The sequence below is a fragment of the Streptomyces sp. NPDC056347 genome, assembly GCF_042262625.1.
GTDB lineage: Bacteria > Actinomycetota > Actinomycetes > Streptomycetales > Streptomycetaceae > Streptomyces.
This window is the reverse complement of sequence record NZ_JBHJQP010000021.1, coordinates 26,924-43,653: the sequence shown is the minus strand read 5'-3', so window position 1 is coordinate 43,653 and position 16,730 is coordinate 26,924. Positions and strand designations below refer to the sequence as shown.

25 protein-coding genes are annotated in these 16,730 nt (G+C 70.5%); 20 read left to right on the top strand and 5 right to left on the bottom strand.

Going from position 1 to position 16,730, the window contains the following annotated elements; all coding sequences use genetic code 11:
• Positions 1-40: 40 nt before the first annotated feature.
• From ACFCV8_RS08090 to ACFCV8_RS08005, 18 genes are all read left to right on the top strand, one after another.
• Positions 41-550, top strand: a complete 510-nt coding sequence (locus tag ACFCV8_RS08090; RefSeq protein WP_376684442.1) for a hypothetical protein — start codon at positions 41-43, stop codon at positions 548-550.
• Entirely contained in the window at positions 550-717 is a 168-nt protein-coding gene (locus ACFCV8_RS08085; protein WP_376684441.1) for a pRL2-8, read from the top strand. The genes ACFCV8_RS08090 and ACFCV8_RS08085 overlap by 1 nt, the downstream gene beginning before the upstream one ends.
• Positions 718-785: 68 nt before the next feature.
• Entirely contained in the window at positions 786-1,769 is a 984-nt protein-coding gene (locus ACFCV8_RS08080; protein WP_376684440.1) for an AAA family ATPase, read from the top strand.
• 86 nt (positions 1,770-1,855) lie between these two features.
• Positions 1,856-2,662, top strand: coding sequence for a hypothetical protein (locus tag ACFCV8_RS08075; RefSeq protein ID WP_376684439.1), 807 nt, complete (start codon positions 1,856-1,858; stop codon positions 2,660-2,662).
• Positions 2,663-2,858: 196 nt separating this feature from the next.
• On the top strand, positions 2,859-3,179 hold the full coding sequence (locus ACFCV8_RS08070) for a hypothetical protein (protein ID WP_376684438.1): 321 nt from the start codon (positions 2,859-2,861) through the stop codon (positions 3,177-3,179).
• Between the two features lie 120 nt (positions 3,180-3,299).
• Entirely contained in the window at positions 3,300-3,530 is a 231-nt protein-coding gene (locus ACFCV8_RS08065) for a hypothetical protein (protein WP_376684437.1), read from the top strand.
• A 16-nt stretch (positions 3,531-3,546) separates the two neighbouring features.
• The gene (locus tag ACFCV8_RS08060) at positions 3,547-4,458 is read left to right on the top strand and encodes a hypothetical protein (RefSeq protein WP_376684436.1); all 912 of its coding nucleotides are present in this window, start codon (positions 3,547-3,549) and stop codon (positions 4,456-4,458) included.
• A gap of 64 nt (positions 4,459-4,522) precedes the next feature.
• Positions 4,523-4,822 (top strand): hypothetical protein, encoded by a 300-nt coding sequence (locus ACFCV8_RS08055; RefSeq protein ID WP_376684435.1) that lies wholly within the window; start codon positions 4,523-4,525, stop codon positions 4,820-4,822.
• Between the two features lie 89 nt (positions 4,823-4,911).
• Positions 4,912-5,634 (top strand): GGDEF domain-containing protein, encoded by a 723-nt coding sequence (locus ACFCV8_RS08050; protein WP_376684434.1) that lies wholly within the window; start codon positions 4,912-4,914, stop codon positions 5,632-5,634.
• Positions 5,631-6,074: a hypothetical protein gene (locus tag ACFCV8_RS08045; protein WP_376684433.1), complete on the top strand. Its 444-nt coding sequence runs from the start codon at positions 5,631-5,633 to the stop codon at positions 6,072-6,074. Before ACFCV8_RS08050 ends, ACFCV8_RS08045 begins: the two co-directional genes overlap by 4 nt.
• Positions 6,071-6,340, top strand: coding sequence for a hypothetical protein (locus tag ACFCV8_RS08040; RefSeq protein ID WP_376684432.1), 270 nt, complete (start codon positions 6,071-6,073; stop codon positions 6,338-6,340). The genes ACFCV8_RS08045 and ACFCV8_RS08040 overlap by 4 nt, the downstream gene beginning before the upstream one ends.
• 15 nt (positions 6,341-6,355) lie before the next feature.
• On the top strand, positions 6,356-6,538 hold the full coding sequence (locus ACFCV8_RS08035; RefSeq protein WP_376684431.1) for a hypothetical protein: 183 nt from the start codon (positions 6,356-6,358) through the stop codon (positions 6,536-6,538).
• Positions 6,539-6,720: 182 nt separating this feature from the next.
• A complete protein-coding gene (locus ACFCV8_RS08030) occupies positions 6,721-6,990 on the top strand; it encodes a hypothetical protein (RefSeq protein WP_376684430.1) in 270 nt (89 codons plus the stop codon).
• Positions 6,987-7,682, top strand: coding sequence for a hypothetical protein (locus tag ACFCV8_RS08025; protein ID WP_376684429.1), 696 nt, complete (start codon positions 6,987-6,989; stop codon positions 7,680-7,682). The genes ACFCV8_RS08030 and ACFCV8_RS08025 overlap by 4 nt, the downstream gene beginning before the upstream one ends.
• Entirely contained in the window at positions 7,679-8,206 is a 528-nt protein-coding gene (locus ACFCV8_RS08020) for a hypothetical protein (protein WP_376684428.1), read from the top strand. The genes ACFCV8_RS08025 and ACFCV8_RS08020 overlap by 4 nt, the downstream gene beginning before the upstream one ends.
• Positions 8,207-8,940: 734 nt before the next feature.
• Positions 8,941-9,567 carry a hypothetical protein gene (locus tag ACFCV8_RS08015; protein ID WP_376684427.1) on the top strand — a complete coding sequence of 209 codons (627 nt, stop codon included), beginning with the start codon at positions 8,941-8,943 and terminating at the stop codon, positions 9,565-9,567.
• Positions 9,558-10,460 carry a hypothetical protein gene (locus ACFCV8_RS08010; protein ID WP_376684426.1) on the top strand — a complete coding sequence of 301 codons (903 nt, stop codon included), beginning with the start codon at positions 9,558-9,560 and terminating at the stop codon, positions 10,458-10,460. Before ACFCV8_RS08015 ends, ACFCV8_RS08010 begins: the two co-directional genes overlap by 10 nt.
• On the top strand, positions 10,457-10,651 hold the full coding sequence (locus ACFCV8_RS08005) for a hypothetical protein (protein WP_376684425.1): 195 nt from the start codon (positions 10,457-10,459) through the stop codon (positions 10,649-10,651). Before ACFCV8_RS08010 ends, ACFCV8_RS08005 begins: the two co-directional genes overlap by 4 nt.
• Positions 10,652-10,733: 82 nt before the next feature.
• Here the strand turns inward: ACFCV8_RS08005 and ACFCV8_RS08000 are convergent, their stop codons facing one another.
• The 4 genes from ACFCV8_RS08000 to ACFCV8_RS07985 all read right to left on the bottom strand — a co-directional run bounded on the left by ACFCV8_RS08000 (position 10,734) and on the right by ACFCV8_RS07985 (position 14,800).
• Complete coding sequence (locus tag ACFCV8_RS08000) at positions 10,734-11,318, bottom strand: YrhB domain-containing protein (protein WP_376684424.1); 585 nt, start codon at positions 11,316-11,318, stop codon at positions 10,734-10,736.
• Between the two features lie 425 nt (positions 11,319-11,743).
• The gene (locus tag ACFCV8_RS07995) at positions 11,744-12,889 is read right to left on the bottom strand and encodes a ParB/RepB/Spo0J family partition protein (RefSeq protein WP_376684423.1); all 1,146 of its coding nucleotides are present in this window, start codon (positions 12,887-12,889) and stop codon (positions 11,744-11,746) included.
• The gene (locus ACFCV8_RS07990) at positions 12,886-14,124 is read right to left on the bottom strand and encodes a ParA family protein (RefSeq protein ID WP_376684422.1); all 1,239 of its coding nucleotides are present in this window, start codon (positions 14,122-14,124) and stop codon (positions 12,886-12,888) included. Before ACFCV8_RS07990 ends, ACFCV8_RS07995 begins: the two co-directional genes overlap by 4 nt.
• A 328-nt stretch (positions 14,125-14,452) precedes the next feature.
• The gene (locus tag ACFCV8_RS07985; protein ID WP_376684421.1) at positions 14,453-14,800 is read right to left on the bottom strand and encodes a hypothetical protein; all 348 of its coding nucleotides are present in this window, start codon (positions 14,798-14,800) and stop codon (positions 14,453-14,455) included.
• Between the two features lie 134 nt (positions 14,801-14,934).
• On the opposite strand from ACFCV8_RS07985, the gene ACFCV8_RS07980 reads away from it, so the two are divergent.
• On the top strand, positions 14,935-15,195 hold the full coding sequence (locus tag ACFCV8_RS07980; protein WP_376684420.1) for a hypothetical protein: 261 nt from the start codon (positions 14,935-14,937) through the stop codon (positions 15,193-15,195).
• An 11-nt stretch (positions 15,196-15,206) separates the two neighbouring features.
• A complete protein-coding gene (locus tag ACFCV8_RS07975) occupies positions 15,207-16,226 on the top strand; it encodes an ATP-dependent DNA ligase (protein WP_376684419.1) in 1,020 nt (339 codons plus the stop codon).
• Between the two features lie 21 nt (positions 16,227-16,247).
• On the opposite strand, the gene ACFCV8_RS07970 is transcribed toward ACFCV8_RS07975, so the two are convergent.
• Entirely contained in the window at positions 16,248-16,553 is a 306-nt protein-coding gene (locus ACFCV8_RS07970) for a hypothetical protein (RefSeq protein ID WP_376684418.1), read from the bottom strand.
• Between the last annotated feature and the right edge of the window lie 177 nt (positions 16,554-16,730).

The following is a 16,730-nucleotide window of genomic DNA, read 5'->3' as shown; positions in this document are numbered from 1 at the left end:
CACCCGCTCCCTCACCCATCGAGATCAGGAGAAACCCAGCATGACGCATCGCCCCGCCGTCTTCGCCGCCCTGCTCGGACTGACCCGCGCCGCCAGCGTCATCGGAGATTTTTGGATTCAGGACGACTTCTGCGCCCGCGTGAAGGGGGCCTCCGACGACCACCCGGTCACCTACGTCGACCCGGTCACCGAGAAGAAGACGACCCACGGCACGGCCGGCGGCCGTGCCGCCTGCCTCCACCACTGCCTGACCTATACGGCCACGCAGGCGATCGTGGCCGGGGCCGGCGCCCGCGCGCTCGGCATCCGGGTCCACGCGGCCGCCGCCGCGGCCGCGCTCGCCCTCTCCTTCGGAACGCACTACGCCGCGGACCGCAGGGTTCCGGGCAAGGGCCTGCTGGAGAAGATCGCCACCAAGACCGGCAAGGGCGGCTTCTGCAAGCTCGCCGACTTCGGCATCAACGGGGCGTTCCACCTGGACTCCGCCTGGCACCACGGCTGGGAGACCGTCGCCGCGCTGATCGCCACCACCAAGTCCACCACCCGCTGATGGCGAGCACCACGGCCACGAACCCGCCCCGAGGGCAGTGCACGCAGTGCTGGTTCCACGCGTACGGCAGCCGCCAGGCGCACGCCGGGCTCGGTCCGCGTGAGGACTGCCCGCAGTGCGTGGACCACATGAACAACGGCCACCCCGACCACCTGATCGTCCGCTGACGACGCGAAGCCGCCGGGCAGCGCTCCATCCGGGCTGCCCGGCCCCCTCACTCGCAAGGAGATGTCACATGACCGAGCTGATCTGCTACCCACCGATGCCCGAGCGCAGCCTCGTGATCCTCATCGGTGCGTCCGGCGCGGGCAAGTCCACGCTCGCGCGCACCTGGCCCGCCTCGCAGGTCCTGTCCCTGGACGCCCTGCGGGAGGTCGTCAGCGACGACCCCGGCGACCAGGGCGCCACGGCCGATGCCGCCGACGTCCTCAAGCTGATCCTGGAGCGCCGGATGGCCCGCAAGCTGAACACGGTCATCGACGCGACCAACGTCGAACACGGCGTGCGGGTGGAGCTGGTGATGGCCGCCAAGAGGCACGGGATGCCGACCGTCGCGGTCGTTGTCGCCACGCCGCTGCCGGTTTGCCTGGAGCGGCAGGGACCGCGGCCGGACAACCGGCGCGTGCCCGAGGACGTCGTCCGCTCCCAGCACCAGGCCATGGTCCACTCGCACCAGAGCCTCGCCGCCGAGGGCTTCAACACCATCGTGTTCGCCGATGCCCTGTACCGCCTGGAGCCGTTCCTGAAGCGGCTCTCACAGATGCGTGAGGCCGACCTCGGACTGGACGGCAGCGAAGGCCTGGGCGACCGGTGGCTGGCCCGCCGCTTCTTCGGCCCGGAGATCCTGCCGCTGTGGCGGTGGCGGCCGGACTCGGACCTGGTGAGCGGCCGGGACCGTGCCGCGGAGATCCGCCTCGGACAGCAGTCCCTCACCCTCGCGCAGCGCGAGGACGTCGACGGCGAGGGCGACTTCGGCTTCGACGTCCTGCTGCCCTGCCCCTTCGACCCGGGATGCGACGGGCAGGCGTGGGCGCCGGCCTACAGCATCAGCTGCCTCTTCCGGGCGCTGACCGGTGACCTGGACAACGACCCGGACATCGTCTGCACCGTCCATGGCGACGGCGTCGACCAGGAGGTCGACGAGCACGCCTCCCAGGACGACGACCCCGGGGACCGCGCCGATCTGGAAGCGCAGTACGTGGACGCGGTCCGCGCGTGAGGCGTACTGCCTCGCCGACCTTCGCCGGGCCGCCCGCCGCTGACCCGATCAACCCGCACGTCCTGACCCGACCTGGAGGAATTCCCATGGCACACAGCGCCCGGCCCGTCGTCCACTACATGGCGACCCGGCCCGACGGCACCGTCCCGCCCACCGACAACTACCTCGCCCGCTACTACAGAGGCCTGGGCGAGACGATCCCGACCGTCAACCTCGCCGACCGCATCGGTGAGACCGTCGACCACCCCAGCCCCGGCGAGCGGTGGTACACCGACCGGCCCTTCGGCTACTTCCACATGTACACCCGGCCCGGCGAGATCCTTGAGCGCATCGAGGACGGCTGGCCGGTGCGGCTGTTCGTCGTCGAGCCGCTCGGTGAGACCGGTAACTGGGGTGGCATCAACTACCCGTACTGGCTGATGTCCCAGCAGATCCGCGTTGTGGAGGAGACGGACTCCTGGCGCGCGTTCGGGCACCGCGGCGTGCAGGTCCTGGCGGTCCTTGCGCAGCTGCCCGACCTCGCCCGGCAGTGGGCCACCGAGTGGGCCGCCGACCCCGAGAGCACGCTCCGTGCGTACAAGGCGTGGGAGAAGCGGGTGGACCGCACCCGGGCCCTGACGGGCTGGGCGTTCTGCCGGGCGCAGTACTCCCGGCGCGAAGCCGCTCTCCAGGCAGCAAACCAGCCTGCCGGGGACGCTGCCGCGCAGGCCGCGACCGAGGCCGGCGCCGACCCGCACGCCGCTGCCCTGATCCGGCTGCGGGCCCGCTGCTTGGTCGCAGGCCAGCTCATGCACGACCGGATCCGCAACGGCGACTACGAGCAGTCGATCCGCGGCCTGCTCCTCGGTGCCGGACTCAACACCCCTGACGTGGCGCAGGCCGCGAACCGCTGATCACCCGCGCGTCGCGCGGCGTTCCTCCGTGCCGCCCCGGCTCACCGGCCGCGGCGGGCCGCGGCCGTGGGCGCTGACCTGCACCAACAGAAAAAGCATCCTTGGAAGATGCCAAACTTTAGAAATGCATCGTTCGAAGATGCATTATGGATGTGCGGGGGTCACCGGGCCCCGCCTCTCCGACCAAGGAGTCACCTTGAGCACCTCCCAGACCTTCACCGCCACCGCCGCCGGCGCCATGTGGACCGACACCGCCAGCCACATCGGCACGGTCACCGTCACCATTGACCCGACGCTGAAGAACGCGGCCGTCATGGTGAGCACGGGCGACGACGAGGGCCCCCTCGCCGCCGAGTTCCGCGCGAACACCGTCGACGGCGACGTCCGAGTCAGCGCGACCCCGGCCGCCTACGGCTCGATCGACGTCAGCACCGTCGCCGGTGACGTCACCACGCGCGGCACGAGCCAACTGCGTGAGCGTGTGAACACCGTCTCCGGCAAGCACCGCCGCCACTGACGTCGCCCCGGGGCGGCCGCCACAGTCGCCAAACTTCACCGGCCGCCCCGGGCCTCCCAACCCGCTCCAAGCAGGAGCAGAGGGCAGACACATCTTCCCTCAGATCCCACTGGAGCAGCCATGACCCCACGCCCCGACGACCAGGCCCGCGAAGAGCTCCACGAACTGGTAGCCCAGGCCAAGAAACGCCGCGAGGACGGCCACGACCGAGTCGAGACCGACTTCTGGATGGCAATCGACGCCCTGCAAAAGCGCTACCACGGCGCGCAGCAGGACATCGCCGACGCCCTCGGCATCAAACGCAACCAGGTCCTGAAGCAGACCAAGCGCTACCGGACACCCACCGACTGACCGAAGGAGATTCCCCGTGACGGCGAGCATCACCACCGAGCACTTCCCCACCTCCCCGCTGGCCCTCCGCACAGCCGACCCCGCCAAGCAGGCCCGCATCAGGACCTTCGCCGCCGACCAGGCCGCAGCCGCCAGCACTGTCCGGGACACCCTCACGAAGATGCTCGCCGCCACGGACACCCTTGCCAGGCGCACGGCCGCCCTGCACCTCGCCCACCAGGACGTCACCACCTGGCGGTACGAGACCGCGCTCCGCGCCGGCGACCGGCTCGGCACCGGCATCACCTACAGCGCCGAGCGGTTCCGCACCCCGATCACCGCGGACACCACCAACTACGACCGGCTCGGACCCGTGGGCCGACTGCGCGACGGCGCAGTGTGGCACGAGGATTCCCGCACCTACCAGGGCGGCACCGCCACCCCCGCCTACGACGCCATGGCCGTCTACGGCCAAGCCGCCACCGAACGGTTCACCGCCGAGAGCGTCACCGGGGACGTCCTCCAGAACTGGATCCGCCTCCCAGACGGACGCCGGGTGGCCGGCAACCGCATCATCCGCGGCGCCACCGCCCGACAGATCGGCACCGAACTCGCAACCCGGATCGCCCGCCGGGGCCTCGACGCCTCCCGCATGGAAACCGGCGGCAACCCCATCTACACCGCCACCCCCCACCCCACCGACGCCGACATGCTGTTCGTCGCCGCGATGGAGATCCTCGCCGACCCCCAGATCACCCCCGAGGACTTCGCCACCGCCAGGTACCTGCTCTTCCAGGCGCCACGCTGCAAGAAGGGCTCCGACGCGGTCACCCGCACCTTCACCGTCGCGGCCGGGGCCGCGCTGCTCGGCGACGACGCGCCGGCCCTGCCCGCGGACGCCGACCTGCGCTGCTACGTCCTCGGCCAGGCCACCGCCGCCCGACCGTAGCCCGCCAGCCCGGCCACACGCACCACGACCACCGAAGCCGACCACTGGAAGGAGATGGGCCGTCATGCCGCTGGAGCCGTACGAGGTAGACGTCCCGATACACACCACCGACTGGGCGCTGCACGGCGTGCATGTCTTCACCGGCCAGGCCGCCTCACGCACCGAGGCCCTTGCCCGCGCCCACCAGGTCTACGCCCAGGCGCTCTCCGCCCACCACGCCAGCCGCGCGAACCCCGGCCGCCAGGACGGCGGCTGGGGAGCAAGCGCAGTACGCGACGGCTGGGAGCTGGACTGGGCGGCGGCGAAGGCCAGCCCCTGGTCCAACCCGAGCAGTTGGACCCGCAAGAACCCCTACGAGCTGTAGATACGCCCCGAGGCAGACGCTCACGGCCTGGTAACCGACGTCTGCCTCGGGCCCCCATCCCGTACGAGACGAGAGAGGGAGAGACCAGTATGGCCTCCGCCGCACGCTTACACGCCCCTTCGCCGACGAATCGCGCTCTGATCATCACCAGCCTCGCGTTGCCGCTGACCGGCTGGGCCGTCCACACCGTCAGCCTTCACCGCAGGATCGCCGTCGCCCACCGCAGGCTCGCCGCCGCCCATCGCGAGCTGGCCGCCGCCCGCCGCGATCCGCTCACCGGACTGCTTGGACGCGACAGCTACACCACCCAGGCCCGGAAGATCACCGACCGGCACGGCGACCACGCCCTGGTCGTCCTCGTCGACCTGGACCACTTCAAGCAGATCAACGACGGCGGCGGGCACGCCGCCGGCGACCGAGTCCTGGCCGCCACCGCGACCCGGCTCACCACCTGGGCGGGAAGCCGCGGCGCGGTCGGCCGCCTCGGAGGCGACGAGTTCGCAGCCACGGTCCGAATCAGCCCCGCCCGCCGCGACCTCCGGCTCACCCAGCTCACCAAACTGCTCGCCCAGCCCGTCCAGATCGACGACGGCACCCTGGTCGACGTCGCCGCCTCCATCGGCGCCGCCTCCCCCGACATCATCGGCACGACAGACCTGTCCCTGCTCCAGCGGGCCGCCGACGCCGCCATGTACACGGGCAAGCACACCGGCCGCCCGGTCCTCGCCGACCGCTCGCACGCCGCGGCGCCCTCCATCAACGGCCGCCGCGCCGGACGACCGGGCACCAGCACCCTGAGGCGGGCGGCATGAGCCACACCACCGCCGCCCCGGGCACCTGGATCCGGGGCATCACGATCCGTCAGCCCTGGACGACCTGCATCCTCGCGGGGAAGGACGTGGAGAACCGCCCGACCGCCTGGTCCTGGCGCGGCTGGCTGCTGCTGCACGCCGGGCAGGCCACCGAGCGGGCCCCGCTGCGCGACCCGCTGGTCGCCACCACGATCCGCGGCCGCGCCCTGCACACCCGGGCCGTGATCGGCGTCGCCCGCCTCACCGACTGCCACCAGGACCCTGCAGGCAGCGTCCTCTGCTCCCGCTGGGCCCAGCCCGACATGCATCACCTGGTCCTCGCCGACGTCCAGGAACTCGCGCTCCCCATCCCGTGGCTGCACGGACAACTCGGGCCATGGCGCCCGCCACAGGACCTCGTCGACCAGGTCCTCCAGCAGGTGCCCGGCCTGCGTCCATGACCCGCAGAGACGACTGGGGGCCAGGCCTCGTCCCGGCCCCCGGCCAGCTCCTCGACTGGCGCGACAACCGCCACTTCGACCGCTACCAGACACACCCCTGCACCCTGTGCGGCACACCCACACCCCTGCGCTCCCACTCCGGAGAACCCGCGCACAAAACCTGTGCCGAAACCTGGATCGCCGAGAACCCCACCGAAGCCCGCCGCGACGGCCGGTTCGCCTCCGACATCCAGCCCCGGAGCCGCCACGACGACGACCACGCCTGACCCGGAGGCCCCGTCATGAACAGCGCCCCGCAGCCCAACGCCGACCAGGCCCTCGCCTACCCCGAACCCCCCGCCCACCCCCTCTGGCACCAGCACGGCCCCCGGCCCCGGCCGGTCACGGCCGACCAGCAGCGCCGCAACCGCGACCTCCTGCTCCTGGAACTCGCCACACGCCCCCACCACCCCCTCGCCGCCTAGAACCGGTCATGTTCCACCGACCCCAGGCACGTCCACGAGAACGCTGACCGGCCACCACCTGACCACCCGCAGAAGAACTCGACGGACTCGACGTCGCGCAGCACACGACACAGTCAAGCCCTCGACCTGACACCCCACCAGCACCGGGCCCTACTCCGCCCGGACGACCCCGAAGGAATCCCGTGAACGCCACCCCTGACATGCCCGGCCAAACCGATCTCGTACTGATCCGGTACGTATCCATCGGCGCGGCCTACGTCGACATCATCGGACCCGGCGACGACTCCACGCACAACCGCTGGTACTGCGGCGGATGCAGGACCACCTCGGCCCCGGGCTACGCCCTCATGTCCGTCCTCCGCGAGGGAGCCAACGCACACGCCGCCACCTGCCGGGCCATCCCCTTCACCCCTCAGCCGCACACCACCGTGGCGGCCGGGGGCACCCGATGATGCACCTGATCCGCCGCTTCCGCCGCCGCAGCACTGGCCCCGACGCACTCGTCATCGAGGACCAGACCATCATCGACCAGCTCCGCACGATGCTCACCGCCCTGCGCAACCCCGAGCCCTGGACACCCGGCAGCACCCAGGACATCGCCGTGCACGTCGGCCCATTCATCGAGCGCGCCCACACCCGCCCCGGCGACAACCACGGACCCGACACGATCGCCATCGCCCTGACCCACCCCGACACCCCGCACGCCCACGCCTACCTCCACGGCCACCAGCTCGGCTACACCGAACACGGCTGGCTCCACTGCAACACGACCGCGATCCTCGGCCTCTGGCAGCCCAGCTACACGACACTCACCCACGCCGCCGCGAACCTGCCCCTGCCCGAAAACACCGGCATGGACCCCGCGCACTACGCCCTCCACATCGAGGCCCGCAAACGCGACGACAACCACGACAGCTACACCCTGCTGCGCCTGGGCCCGTATACCCAGACCCGGCACGCTCAGCAGGACTACGACCGGATCGCCGCCGCGCTGGACGGACGCGAGATCACCCTCGTGCCCGGCCACCGCGTCTCCGCGAGGGTCGGGCCGTTCTGCGCGAGCGGTCACCGGCTGTTCGCCGACCCCTACGAGGCTGATGCCGTCGCGCTCCTAGACGCCGCCGTCGCGGAGGTGAGCGCGTGACCACCACCGGCCTGTACGAGATCGAGACCAGCGAGGGCGACGACGGCACGATGCATCCCGTCGAACAGCTCTGGGTGCCCGGCGAGGACGCGGCGGTGCACGGCTTCCTCGCCCACCGCGACTTCTACGTCACTGGGATCGACGGCCCCACCGACGATCACCTCTACCCGGTCGCGTTCCTCGTGCTCGGGCACCAGCGGTGGGCCGACGTCATCGAGGCCGCCGCCGCGTACATGGCCCGCGTCCACGGCTGGCGGAACTTGCACCTGTACCCGGGCGACGACCCGGCGGTCCTCATCCCCCGCATCCCGCGCGCCGTCCACGCCCACGGCACCTTCTTACGGCACCCGCACCCCGATCACGGCTGCGGGTGCGAGTGGGACGCCACCTGGCGCATGGTCTGGGCACCCGACACCGAACCAGGCGCCATCCCGATCACCGCTCTGCGGCACCCGGCCGCACCGGTGACTGCCGCAGGCATCCCCAACCCCGACGCAGACGCGCCCGCAACCTGGGCGGCCTGACAGCCGAAGGCCCGGTTTCCCCGCAGGTGATCGCGGGGGAGCCGGGCCTTTTTGCGTTTCCGCAGAAGCGGGCGATCCGGGGCGTCGGACCAGCCCGGGGTCTCCTGGGTTGTTGTCCGCGGACAATAAACTCATTGTCTCCTGGGAGGGGGCGCGGGAGGCGGGTGACATGTTGTCCGCGGACAACGACCTCGCCGGGGCGTCTTGCCGGAGCGCCTGGCGTCCCACCTCGATCAGGCGTTGCTGCTCTTGGCGCTGCTGGCCGGCCGACTCCCTGACGGACGAGAGGTGATCGGGAAGGTCTTCCGCGTTCAGGCCAGGGTGGTCCTTCAGATGCCGGGCCAGCACTCGGCCGTCGCGCTCGCCCGCCCCGCTGTCCCGCCGCTCCCGCCCGGCCCAAACATCACCCCGCCTGCGGCCGTCGGTACGACCGGTGCCGCGGGCGCCGAGTACGGGACGGTGCCGGGCCTGCCGGGCTCCGACCCGGCGGTGCGCGCACTGCCTGCTCGGGTACGCCGCCGCCCGGGCCCGCGCGGGCGGCGACGAGGTGGTCGCCACCGCGCGCGGCGTGCACCTGTCGCTCTTGCACCACCACGCCCGGGAGTTCACCGCCGCCCGCCCCGGGCTGTACGGCCTTCGCCCCCGGCCGGCCGTCACTGGCCGCCGCGTGGCTGCGCTGGGGAGGGTATGACTCGCTGCTGACCGCCCTTGGCCCCGGCCGGCTTCTCGACGCTGTGCGCGGGCACCTGCCCGGCGCCGACCGGCATCTCGCCCGCGCCCTGCTCACCGGCCCCGACGGCGCGGCCGCCCGCCTCCTGGCCGCGCTGGCCGCGCTCGCCCCGCGCCGTCCGGGCCCCGCCGATGCCCCGCCGGAGCGGGCCGCCCGTACCGCGGTGGCAGCGGCCGCACGGTGGTGGACCGCAGCGCTGGACGCCGGCCTGCCGCCCGGCGCGCTCGCCGCCGCCGCCGGCGACTTCGTCGACATCGCCCTCGACGGCGAGGTGTGGCTGCCGCCGACCCGCCACAGCGCCGCCCACACCCCGGCCCACCCCCGCGCCGGCGGCATCGCCGCCCGCACCGCCGCCCACCCCCGCGAGAACGACGCCCTGCTCCTGGCCGCGTACCTGCTCACCCGCCCCGCCCCCGACCCCTGGCACGATGTCGAGGTCCGCGTAGAGGCCGCACCCTGCTCCTGGCCGCCGGGGCCCTGCCCGCCCCGGCTGCCCTGCCACCACGGAAAGGGGACACTCCATGACGCTGACTCGCCGGAAGCAACTTCCGCTCCGAAACCCACGTCTGCCAGTGGGAAAGGGACCGAACCCCACCGACCCATACATGAACGGAGCTTTCGGTGCTCATAGGACTGCTCACCGCCGTGGCAGCATCAATCTGCTACGGCACGGGCTCCGTCCTGCAGGCCGTCGGATCACGGAAGTCGGCCCGCCGGGAGGCCGCCGCAGGCAGCGTGACCCAGCACGGTGGCCCGAGCCTGTCGTCCACCGCGAAGGCGGCAATGACCTGGGAGTTCATCGTCGGAACCATCCTGGACTTCATCGGCTTCGGGCTCGGCGTACTGGCAGCCCGCCTCCTGCCGCTGTTCCTGTCGCAGACCGTGATCAGCGCCAACCTGGTGATCACGGCGGTGCTGAGCATCAAGCTCCTCGACATCCGCCTCAACCGAGCCGAGTGGACCTCGATCGCTGTGGTCTGCTCCGCGCTGGTGCTTCTCGCGACTGCGGCGGGCCCGGAAGGCACCGGCGACACCCCGATCTCCACGCACTGGTGGCTGCTGGGGATCTCGCTGCTCCTGATCGTGGGCGGCACCGTGGCCGTACGCCTACTGGGCGCGCGCGCCGCGATCCTGGCCGGCCTGCTGTCCGGACTCGGCTTCGGCGCCCTCGGCGTCGGAGTCCGCGTGCTGAACGGCATCGACCCCTTCGATCCGGCAGCACTGCTCTGCGACCCGGCGCTCTACGCGATCCTGGTGGGAGGCATCGGCGGCATGTACCTGCACACGGTCGCCCTGCAGGTCGGCTCGGTCAACGGCGCCACCGCCGCGCTGGTCGTCGGCGAGACCGTCCTGCCGGGCATCATCGGCGTGCTGTGGCTCGGCGATGCCTCCCGTCCCGGCTTCGCCTGGGCGGCGATCACCGGCTTCGCGCTCGCCGTATCAGGCGCGGTGGCAGTGGCCTGGTTCGGGTCCCCGACAGGGCACGACAGCGACCTGAGGCGCCCTACCGGCTCGACTCCGTGAACCTGGACCCGGACCAGCGTCTGCTGCGCGTACTGCTCGACGACGACCAGACCCAATTCGAGGAGGCCATGGCCGATCGGCTGCTTGAGCACCGCGCCAGCGCCGGCACCGACCCGGCGCCCGCACACTGCTCCCGGTCAGGACCATCGCCCTGGCCGCTCATGCGTCGCTCGCGCATGGATGGCAGCTGAGTATCCGCTCCCCGTACCTCCCCGCCTCCCTCCCCTTACTACCCCGGGAACTGAACCGTCGGACGGGCCCGGAAACAGCCCATCACCCCTCGGGTCTCCGACCCGCTCGCCTCTCCGCCCCGCTCAGAATCGTCTCCACCGCGAGTACCGGGTTGAGAGGCTCCACGAGCTCTTTGGTGGCGACGGCCACGAGCCGCGCGGGCGCATCACCGTCCAGTAGTGCGCTCACATACTCGATGGCCTCCGCAGGCGAGAGCATCGGCAGCCTCTGGCGCAGCGCCCGCACGGCATGCATGCGTCCGCGTGCAGCGGCGACTTCGCACAGCGCATCGTGCAGATCGTTTACGGCGGTCCGCACCGGTAGCCCTCGTATTCGGGCTCGATAGTCGGCCTCCCACTCCCCAGTCACCGCGGAGACGACACCGACCTGGTGCAGTCCCCCGTCGACACGGTCGACCAGGTAGGGCCCGTTGCCGGCCAGCATGAACTCCGGGTTCCGGGTGCGTACGAACTCCTCGGAGGTCCAGGAAACGATCCACACCAGCTCGTGCTCCTCGACATCGACCACTGCCATCCGCATCGCGTCCACGCCCGCAGCCCGCCACTGCTCATAGTCGCGCTCCAGCTGGTTCTCGACAGCCCGAACGGCAGCCTCTCGCTCGATCACGCTGCAGCTTCCCGCACCGACCCCTCCCCCGACCACCAAATAGGAGCGATCCGTGCGGGCGAGCCGATCGCGTGGGGTTGTGGGGCCACCTACGCCTCGGAGAGGCCACGTGTCGGTCATTCGTCACAGCGCAGAGCGCGCTTGCCGCCCGCTCGTAAATCGGGTCGATCCTTAGGATCGTTCCTGACGAAGAATCGGAAGAACCCTCCGTTTCGTTCGGCCAGAGCGAGTGGATCACCACGCAACGGCGCGGTCGATCCCGAGAGTCCCGATGAGCGTGGACGGCGCCGTCACGGGGCGAGTGCCTGAGTACACGAGATGAGGCCGCCCCGTTTGCCCGCGGTCCGGGCAACGGGGCAGCCTCATCTCGTGCTTCTGGGGCGATCGATTGACTGCCGACTTCGTGCAGACGTTCTCCGATGCCGCTACTGAGCAGCGGACTGGACTGAGCTGCGGCGATGCTCAGCCATCTTGGCCAGCGTATCCACGAGGATCAAGAACTGGGCATCGTCCATGCGGGCGTTGAGGAACTCGGCAGCCTGGACGGCGTTGTCGTAGGGAAACTTGATACCCGTGGCTACCGGGTGCGGAGCCCCGATCCCAGGCTGCCCTGTACCCGGTGCGGAAGGCCCGGGCTTAGCCAGGGCCTGCTGATTGTCTTCGCCACCGTTGGAGAAGGTGTTTGCAGACCCGGCGCCGCCCGGCTGGTCCGGCAGTTGCTGGCCCGGCCGCTCCGGGTGGTCATTGTCAGAGAGCGTCTCGGGCGAGGGCTTCAGGGTTTCTGCTCTGCCAACTTTGGGAGCCGTCTGCTTACTGCTACTAGCCTTCCTCCGCGCGGCCCTCGCCCGCTTCTCGGCTGCTTCCAGCGCCTGCTGCTCCTTCAGGCGTTGCAGGTGAGCCTCCTGCTCATCGGCGTTCTTCTTCCCGACCTGGCGAAGCAGCGCTGCGGACTCCTGCCCAGACTGCAGCCTCTGCTTCAGGTCGGGTGTCAGGGTCAACAGCGCGAGGCGCTGGGACACCCAGCCTTGGGAACGATGGAGTCGGGCAGCGAGGGCTTCCTGCGTGCCGTGGACTTTCAGGAGCTGCTCGAGGGCTTTGGCTTCGTCAAGGTGGTCGAGGTCCTGGCGGTGAATGTTCGCTACAAGAGCGGATTCCAGTATCTCGTCGGGGTTGCCGCCGAGGTCGTCGTCGAGCATCACTCTGATCTCGGCGAGCCCTGCATCTCGTGCTGCGGCAAGGCGGGAGTTGCCGTCGATGACGACGTACCGGGTGCCAGGCTCGAGGTCGCCCTCACGCCCGGGGTTGCCCTCTAGATAGGCATACCGTCCCATGATGCTGATCGCGGTCTTCTGGCCGTGATCCCGAAGGCTGGCACCAAGGTCGGTCAGATCGCCAAGTTCGGATCGCGGGTTGTCAGGGTTGAGGCTGATGGCACTGACAGGAAGTTTGACGGGGGGCGGCGCGCCCTCTGTCGGGGCACTGGTGCTTGCGTCAATCGCGGCGCGGCGAGCGCTGATTCCTTGTGCTTGGCCAAACGAAGCGCCGGCTCCGAGTTTGCTTGCCTTGCTCATGAGATCTCCCGGGCCAAGGCCCGCATGCCGACGGACTGGTCACAGCGGGGCGAGTAGGCGAGCAGGGGCTGCTTCACACGCACCGCTTCCTTCTGTTCTTTGAGGTCTCCGATGACACCGACCACGCGAGGGTCCTTTATGTCCATCCATGATTGGAGGGACGAGGTGGCGATGTAGCCGCGCCGTGAGTCGTACTGGTTCACGACGAGGCCGAGGTAGTTGAGATCAAGCCGCATGTCGGCGCGAAGGTCTTCGATCTGCGAGGTGAGGAGCCCGTACGCGTCGGCGGAGCTGTCCTCGGCCTGGACGATGACGAGGACACCGGAATTTCCTGGGGCTTCTCCTTCGCGACGGCGACCGTAGTACGCGGCAGCGTCCATGGTGAGGCCGAGACTGGGTGGGCAGTCGATGATGACCGCGTCGTACTCACCTTCAACCGCTGACAGCGCCCTCTCGAGTGCCGCTTCGCGGGCCCGGACACCGGACAACTTCACGTCCAGGAGGAAGGCGTCGGTGCATGCGGGCAAAAGGTGGAGACGGTCTCCGAACCGGGGGTCGTTGATCGGCACGATGAGGTCGTGGAGCTGCCCCTTGGCTTCGCCAGCCATGTGCTTGGTGAGGCTGTCACCCTCGATCGGCAGCGGTTTGTGGCCGAGCTGTTTGGTGAGGTGACCTTGTGGGTCGAAGTCGACCAAGAGGACACGTTGGCCGAGGCCGGGCAGGTCCTCGTAGTCGAGCGGGGAGTCGGGCTCTACCTCAGGGAGCGCGGCAGCGAAGTGCTTGGAGATCCGAACGGGGTGAAGCCGGTTGGGGTCTTCAGCGAGGGCTTCACCGATCCCTGCGGTGATGGCGGTCTTCCCGACTCCCCCTTTCTGGTTGGCGACGATGATCCGCCTGGCATGTGCTGGCCGGGTCACTGTGGGAGCCGGGTTCGTCTCCAGCCACATCTGCACGGACTGGGCCAAGCCTTGGATGAGTGAGACGCCGCGGGCCACACAGTCATCACGGAAGGTGTCCCAGTGTCCCGGCGGAAGGAACGTCGCGAACGATTTGGCGCCGGCAGTGTCGATGGGCTCGAGGTTGGAGCCGAGTCGACGCCATGCCTCGATGCCAGCTTCGACGGCGTGCTGGATGTCAGTGCCGTGTTGAGCTGCCCGGACCTTCAGGTCTTGCTGCAACGCGGCAGGCAGTTTGGAGACGACCTTCTCGCGGTCGCCAGGGAAAGACGAAATCATGAAGGACACCTTACTAACGCTCAAGATCAACGAAAGCATCGACACGTTAGCTCTTGGCTTCATTGGACGAGTCAGCCTCGCGCGCCGCAGTATTACGCCGTAATCCAGGGGACGTTGGCTGTCGAGCTTCGCGAGCCTTTCCAGCGCGACCGCCCCCTATTACGGCGTAATAAGTCGCTGGTGGTCTTCAGCCAGGCACTGGAGGTCATGGGCTCTGCCCCGGCCTCGAGCCCGGTGAGCAGGAGCGGCGCTACCCGGCCGAGAACCGTGCGGCGGCCTCCCTACTCAAATACCTGATCCGCTCCCACGAGGTGGCCAGCATGATCACTTACGAGGCCGGTGAGCAGGCCTCGGCGACCACGGGCAGGGCGCTCGGCGCCGACGCCGCCCTCCGGGAGGCACTCGACTGGAACCAGGCCCCGATCTTCGGGAGCTGCTTCTCGTCGCCGAGCGCGCGGCGGGCGACCTCGGGCAGGGCGTGGTCGCAGCCGGTCATGACCGCGAGCAGGTCGATGACTTGTTCGTGCCAGATCGTCACCCCGTAGGTGTCGCGCGGGACCGGCTCCAGGTCGGGGCGCGGGTAGGAGGGCGGGGCGCCGTGGCGGGCGGCGAGGTCGTGTACCCCAGCGGTGGGTGGTCCACCAGCCGCCCGCCACGTCGCGTGCTCCCGGTACAACCGCCCCCCTTCTTCCGATCGGGTCCGCCCAAGGCCACGCTACTGCCGGGGTGGTACCACCCCGGCGCCCCGTCAGAGACCCGACCGGCCGGTACCGACTCGCCGCTCCACCCGTCCCGGGGCAGGCTGGGAGCGTGAGCAGCGCGCCGATCGTCGTCCACCGGCCCACCAGCTCGGGCGGCCGACGGGTCACCGTGCACAGCAGCGGCCGGGAGGAGCCCCTCGGTACCGCTTTCTCCGACCACGACCTGGTCGTGCTCCTCGAAGGCGCCGGCGTCGATGACCCCGAGCGTGTCCTCGACGACCCGCGGTGGGTGGAGTGGCGCGGGGGAGACCCCCACGACTACAGCGCTGCGCCGCCGCCCTCGGAGCCCGGCCCGGTCACGGGGCGATGAGGATGGTGCGCGTGCCGGTCCTTCGTCCGCCGGTGGAGCCGATGTTGGCGCAGGCCCGGGACACGGTGCCCGGGCCAGGCGCGCTGCCCGGCGAGTTACGACTTCAGCCGAAGTTCGACGGCTACCGGGCGCTCGTCTTCACTCCGTGGCCGGCACCTGGTCCGGTGCTGCTGCAGTCCCGCCGTGGCAGTTTTCTGCAGGACCGCTTTCCCGAACTCGTGGACGCGGCCGCGGCCCTGCCCGACGGTCTGGTCCTCGACGGTGAGCTGGTCGTCTGGGCGGAGGGCCGGATGTCGTTCGAGGCGCTCCAGCGCCGAGCGGCCTCCAGCGGCCGGACCGCTGCCCGACTCGCCCAGGAGGCCCCGGCGCACTTCATCGCATTCGACCTCCTCCAGGCCGACGGCCAGATGCTGCTGCACGTCCCCTACGGTGAGCGGCGTACCCGGCTGGAGCAGCTGTTCACCGACCGCGGGCTGAGTGCCCCATGGACGCTGTGCCCGGAGACGACCGACGTGGCGACGGCCCAGGAATGGCTGACGTCCTGGACACAGGTCCCCGGTATCGAGGGGCTGGTGATCCGGGGGAGCGGCCAGCGGTACCTGCCCGGAGCCCGCGCGCTCTACAAGGTGCGCCGCCGTGACACCACCGAAGCCGTGATCGGCGCGGTCACCGGCACCGTACGGGGGCCGCAGACGCTCGTGCTGGGCCGCCTCGACGCGGAAGGCGTGCTCCGGCCGGTCGCCCGCAGCACGCCGCTGCGGCCGGACGCGGCGCGGGACCTGGCCGAGCGGCTGACACCGGCAGGGCCCGGTCACCCGTGGGAGGGCGCGACGTTCACGACCTCCTGGGGGTTACGGACACCGCTCGACGTCGTACTCGTTGACCCGGTGCTGGTCGCCGAGATCACGGCGGACACGGCGCAGGAGCGCGGAGCGTGGAGACACCCGGTGCGCTTCGCCCGGCTCCGGCTGGATGCCGCGGTCACGGACGTCCCGCCCTTCGGCACGGGCGCCGAGCCCACCAGCGGCTGACCGTTCCCGGTGGGGACGGCGTCACGGGCTGGTGAGGATGGAGTGGGTGCCGATCCGGCGCCAGATCACGTGCGGTGTGCCGGAAGACAGGGCAGTCCCGTACTGCCAGGTGGCACGTCCTGCGGGGCCGGTGCCCATGGACCAGGTGAGCTCGTAGACACCGGTCGCTCGTTGGACGCGCTTGACGCGGAGGCCAGCGCGGAAGCGTCCCCCGGCGCGCAGATCCTCGATGAAGGCCGTCACGGTCTGGCGGAAGCGGCGGCGCTGTTCTGGGGTGAGGCGGTCCAGGTCGGTGGTGAAGCGGGGCAGGGTCTCGTAGGTGGGCACGTCGGTCCTCCAGGCAGCAAGAAGCCCCCGGCGTTGCCGGGGGCGAGAGACGGGGTGACGTGGTGCAGGCGGCGGTGCTCTTGGCCGACGCTCGGGGGAGCGGTACGTGAAGGTGCGCTGGATACCGCTGGAGTCGGTTACTTGGCGTTTTCGGGGTGTGTGAGGCGTGTGGGACTG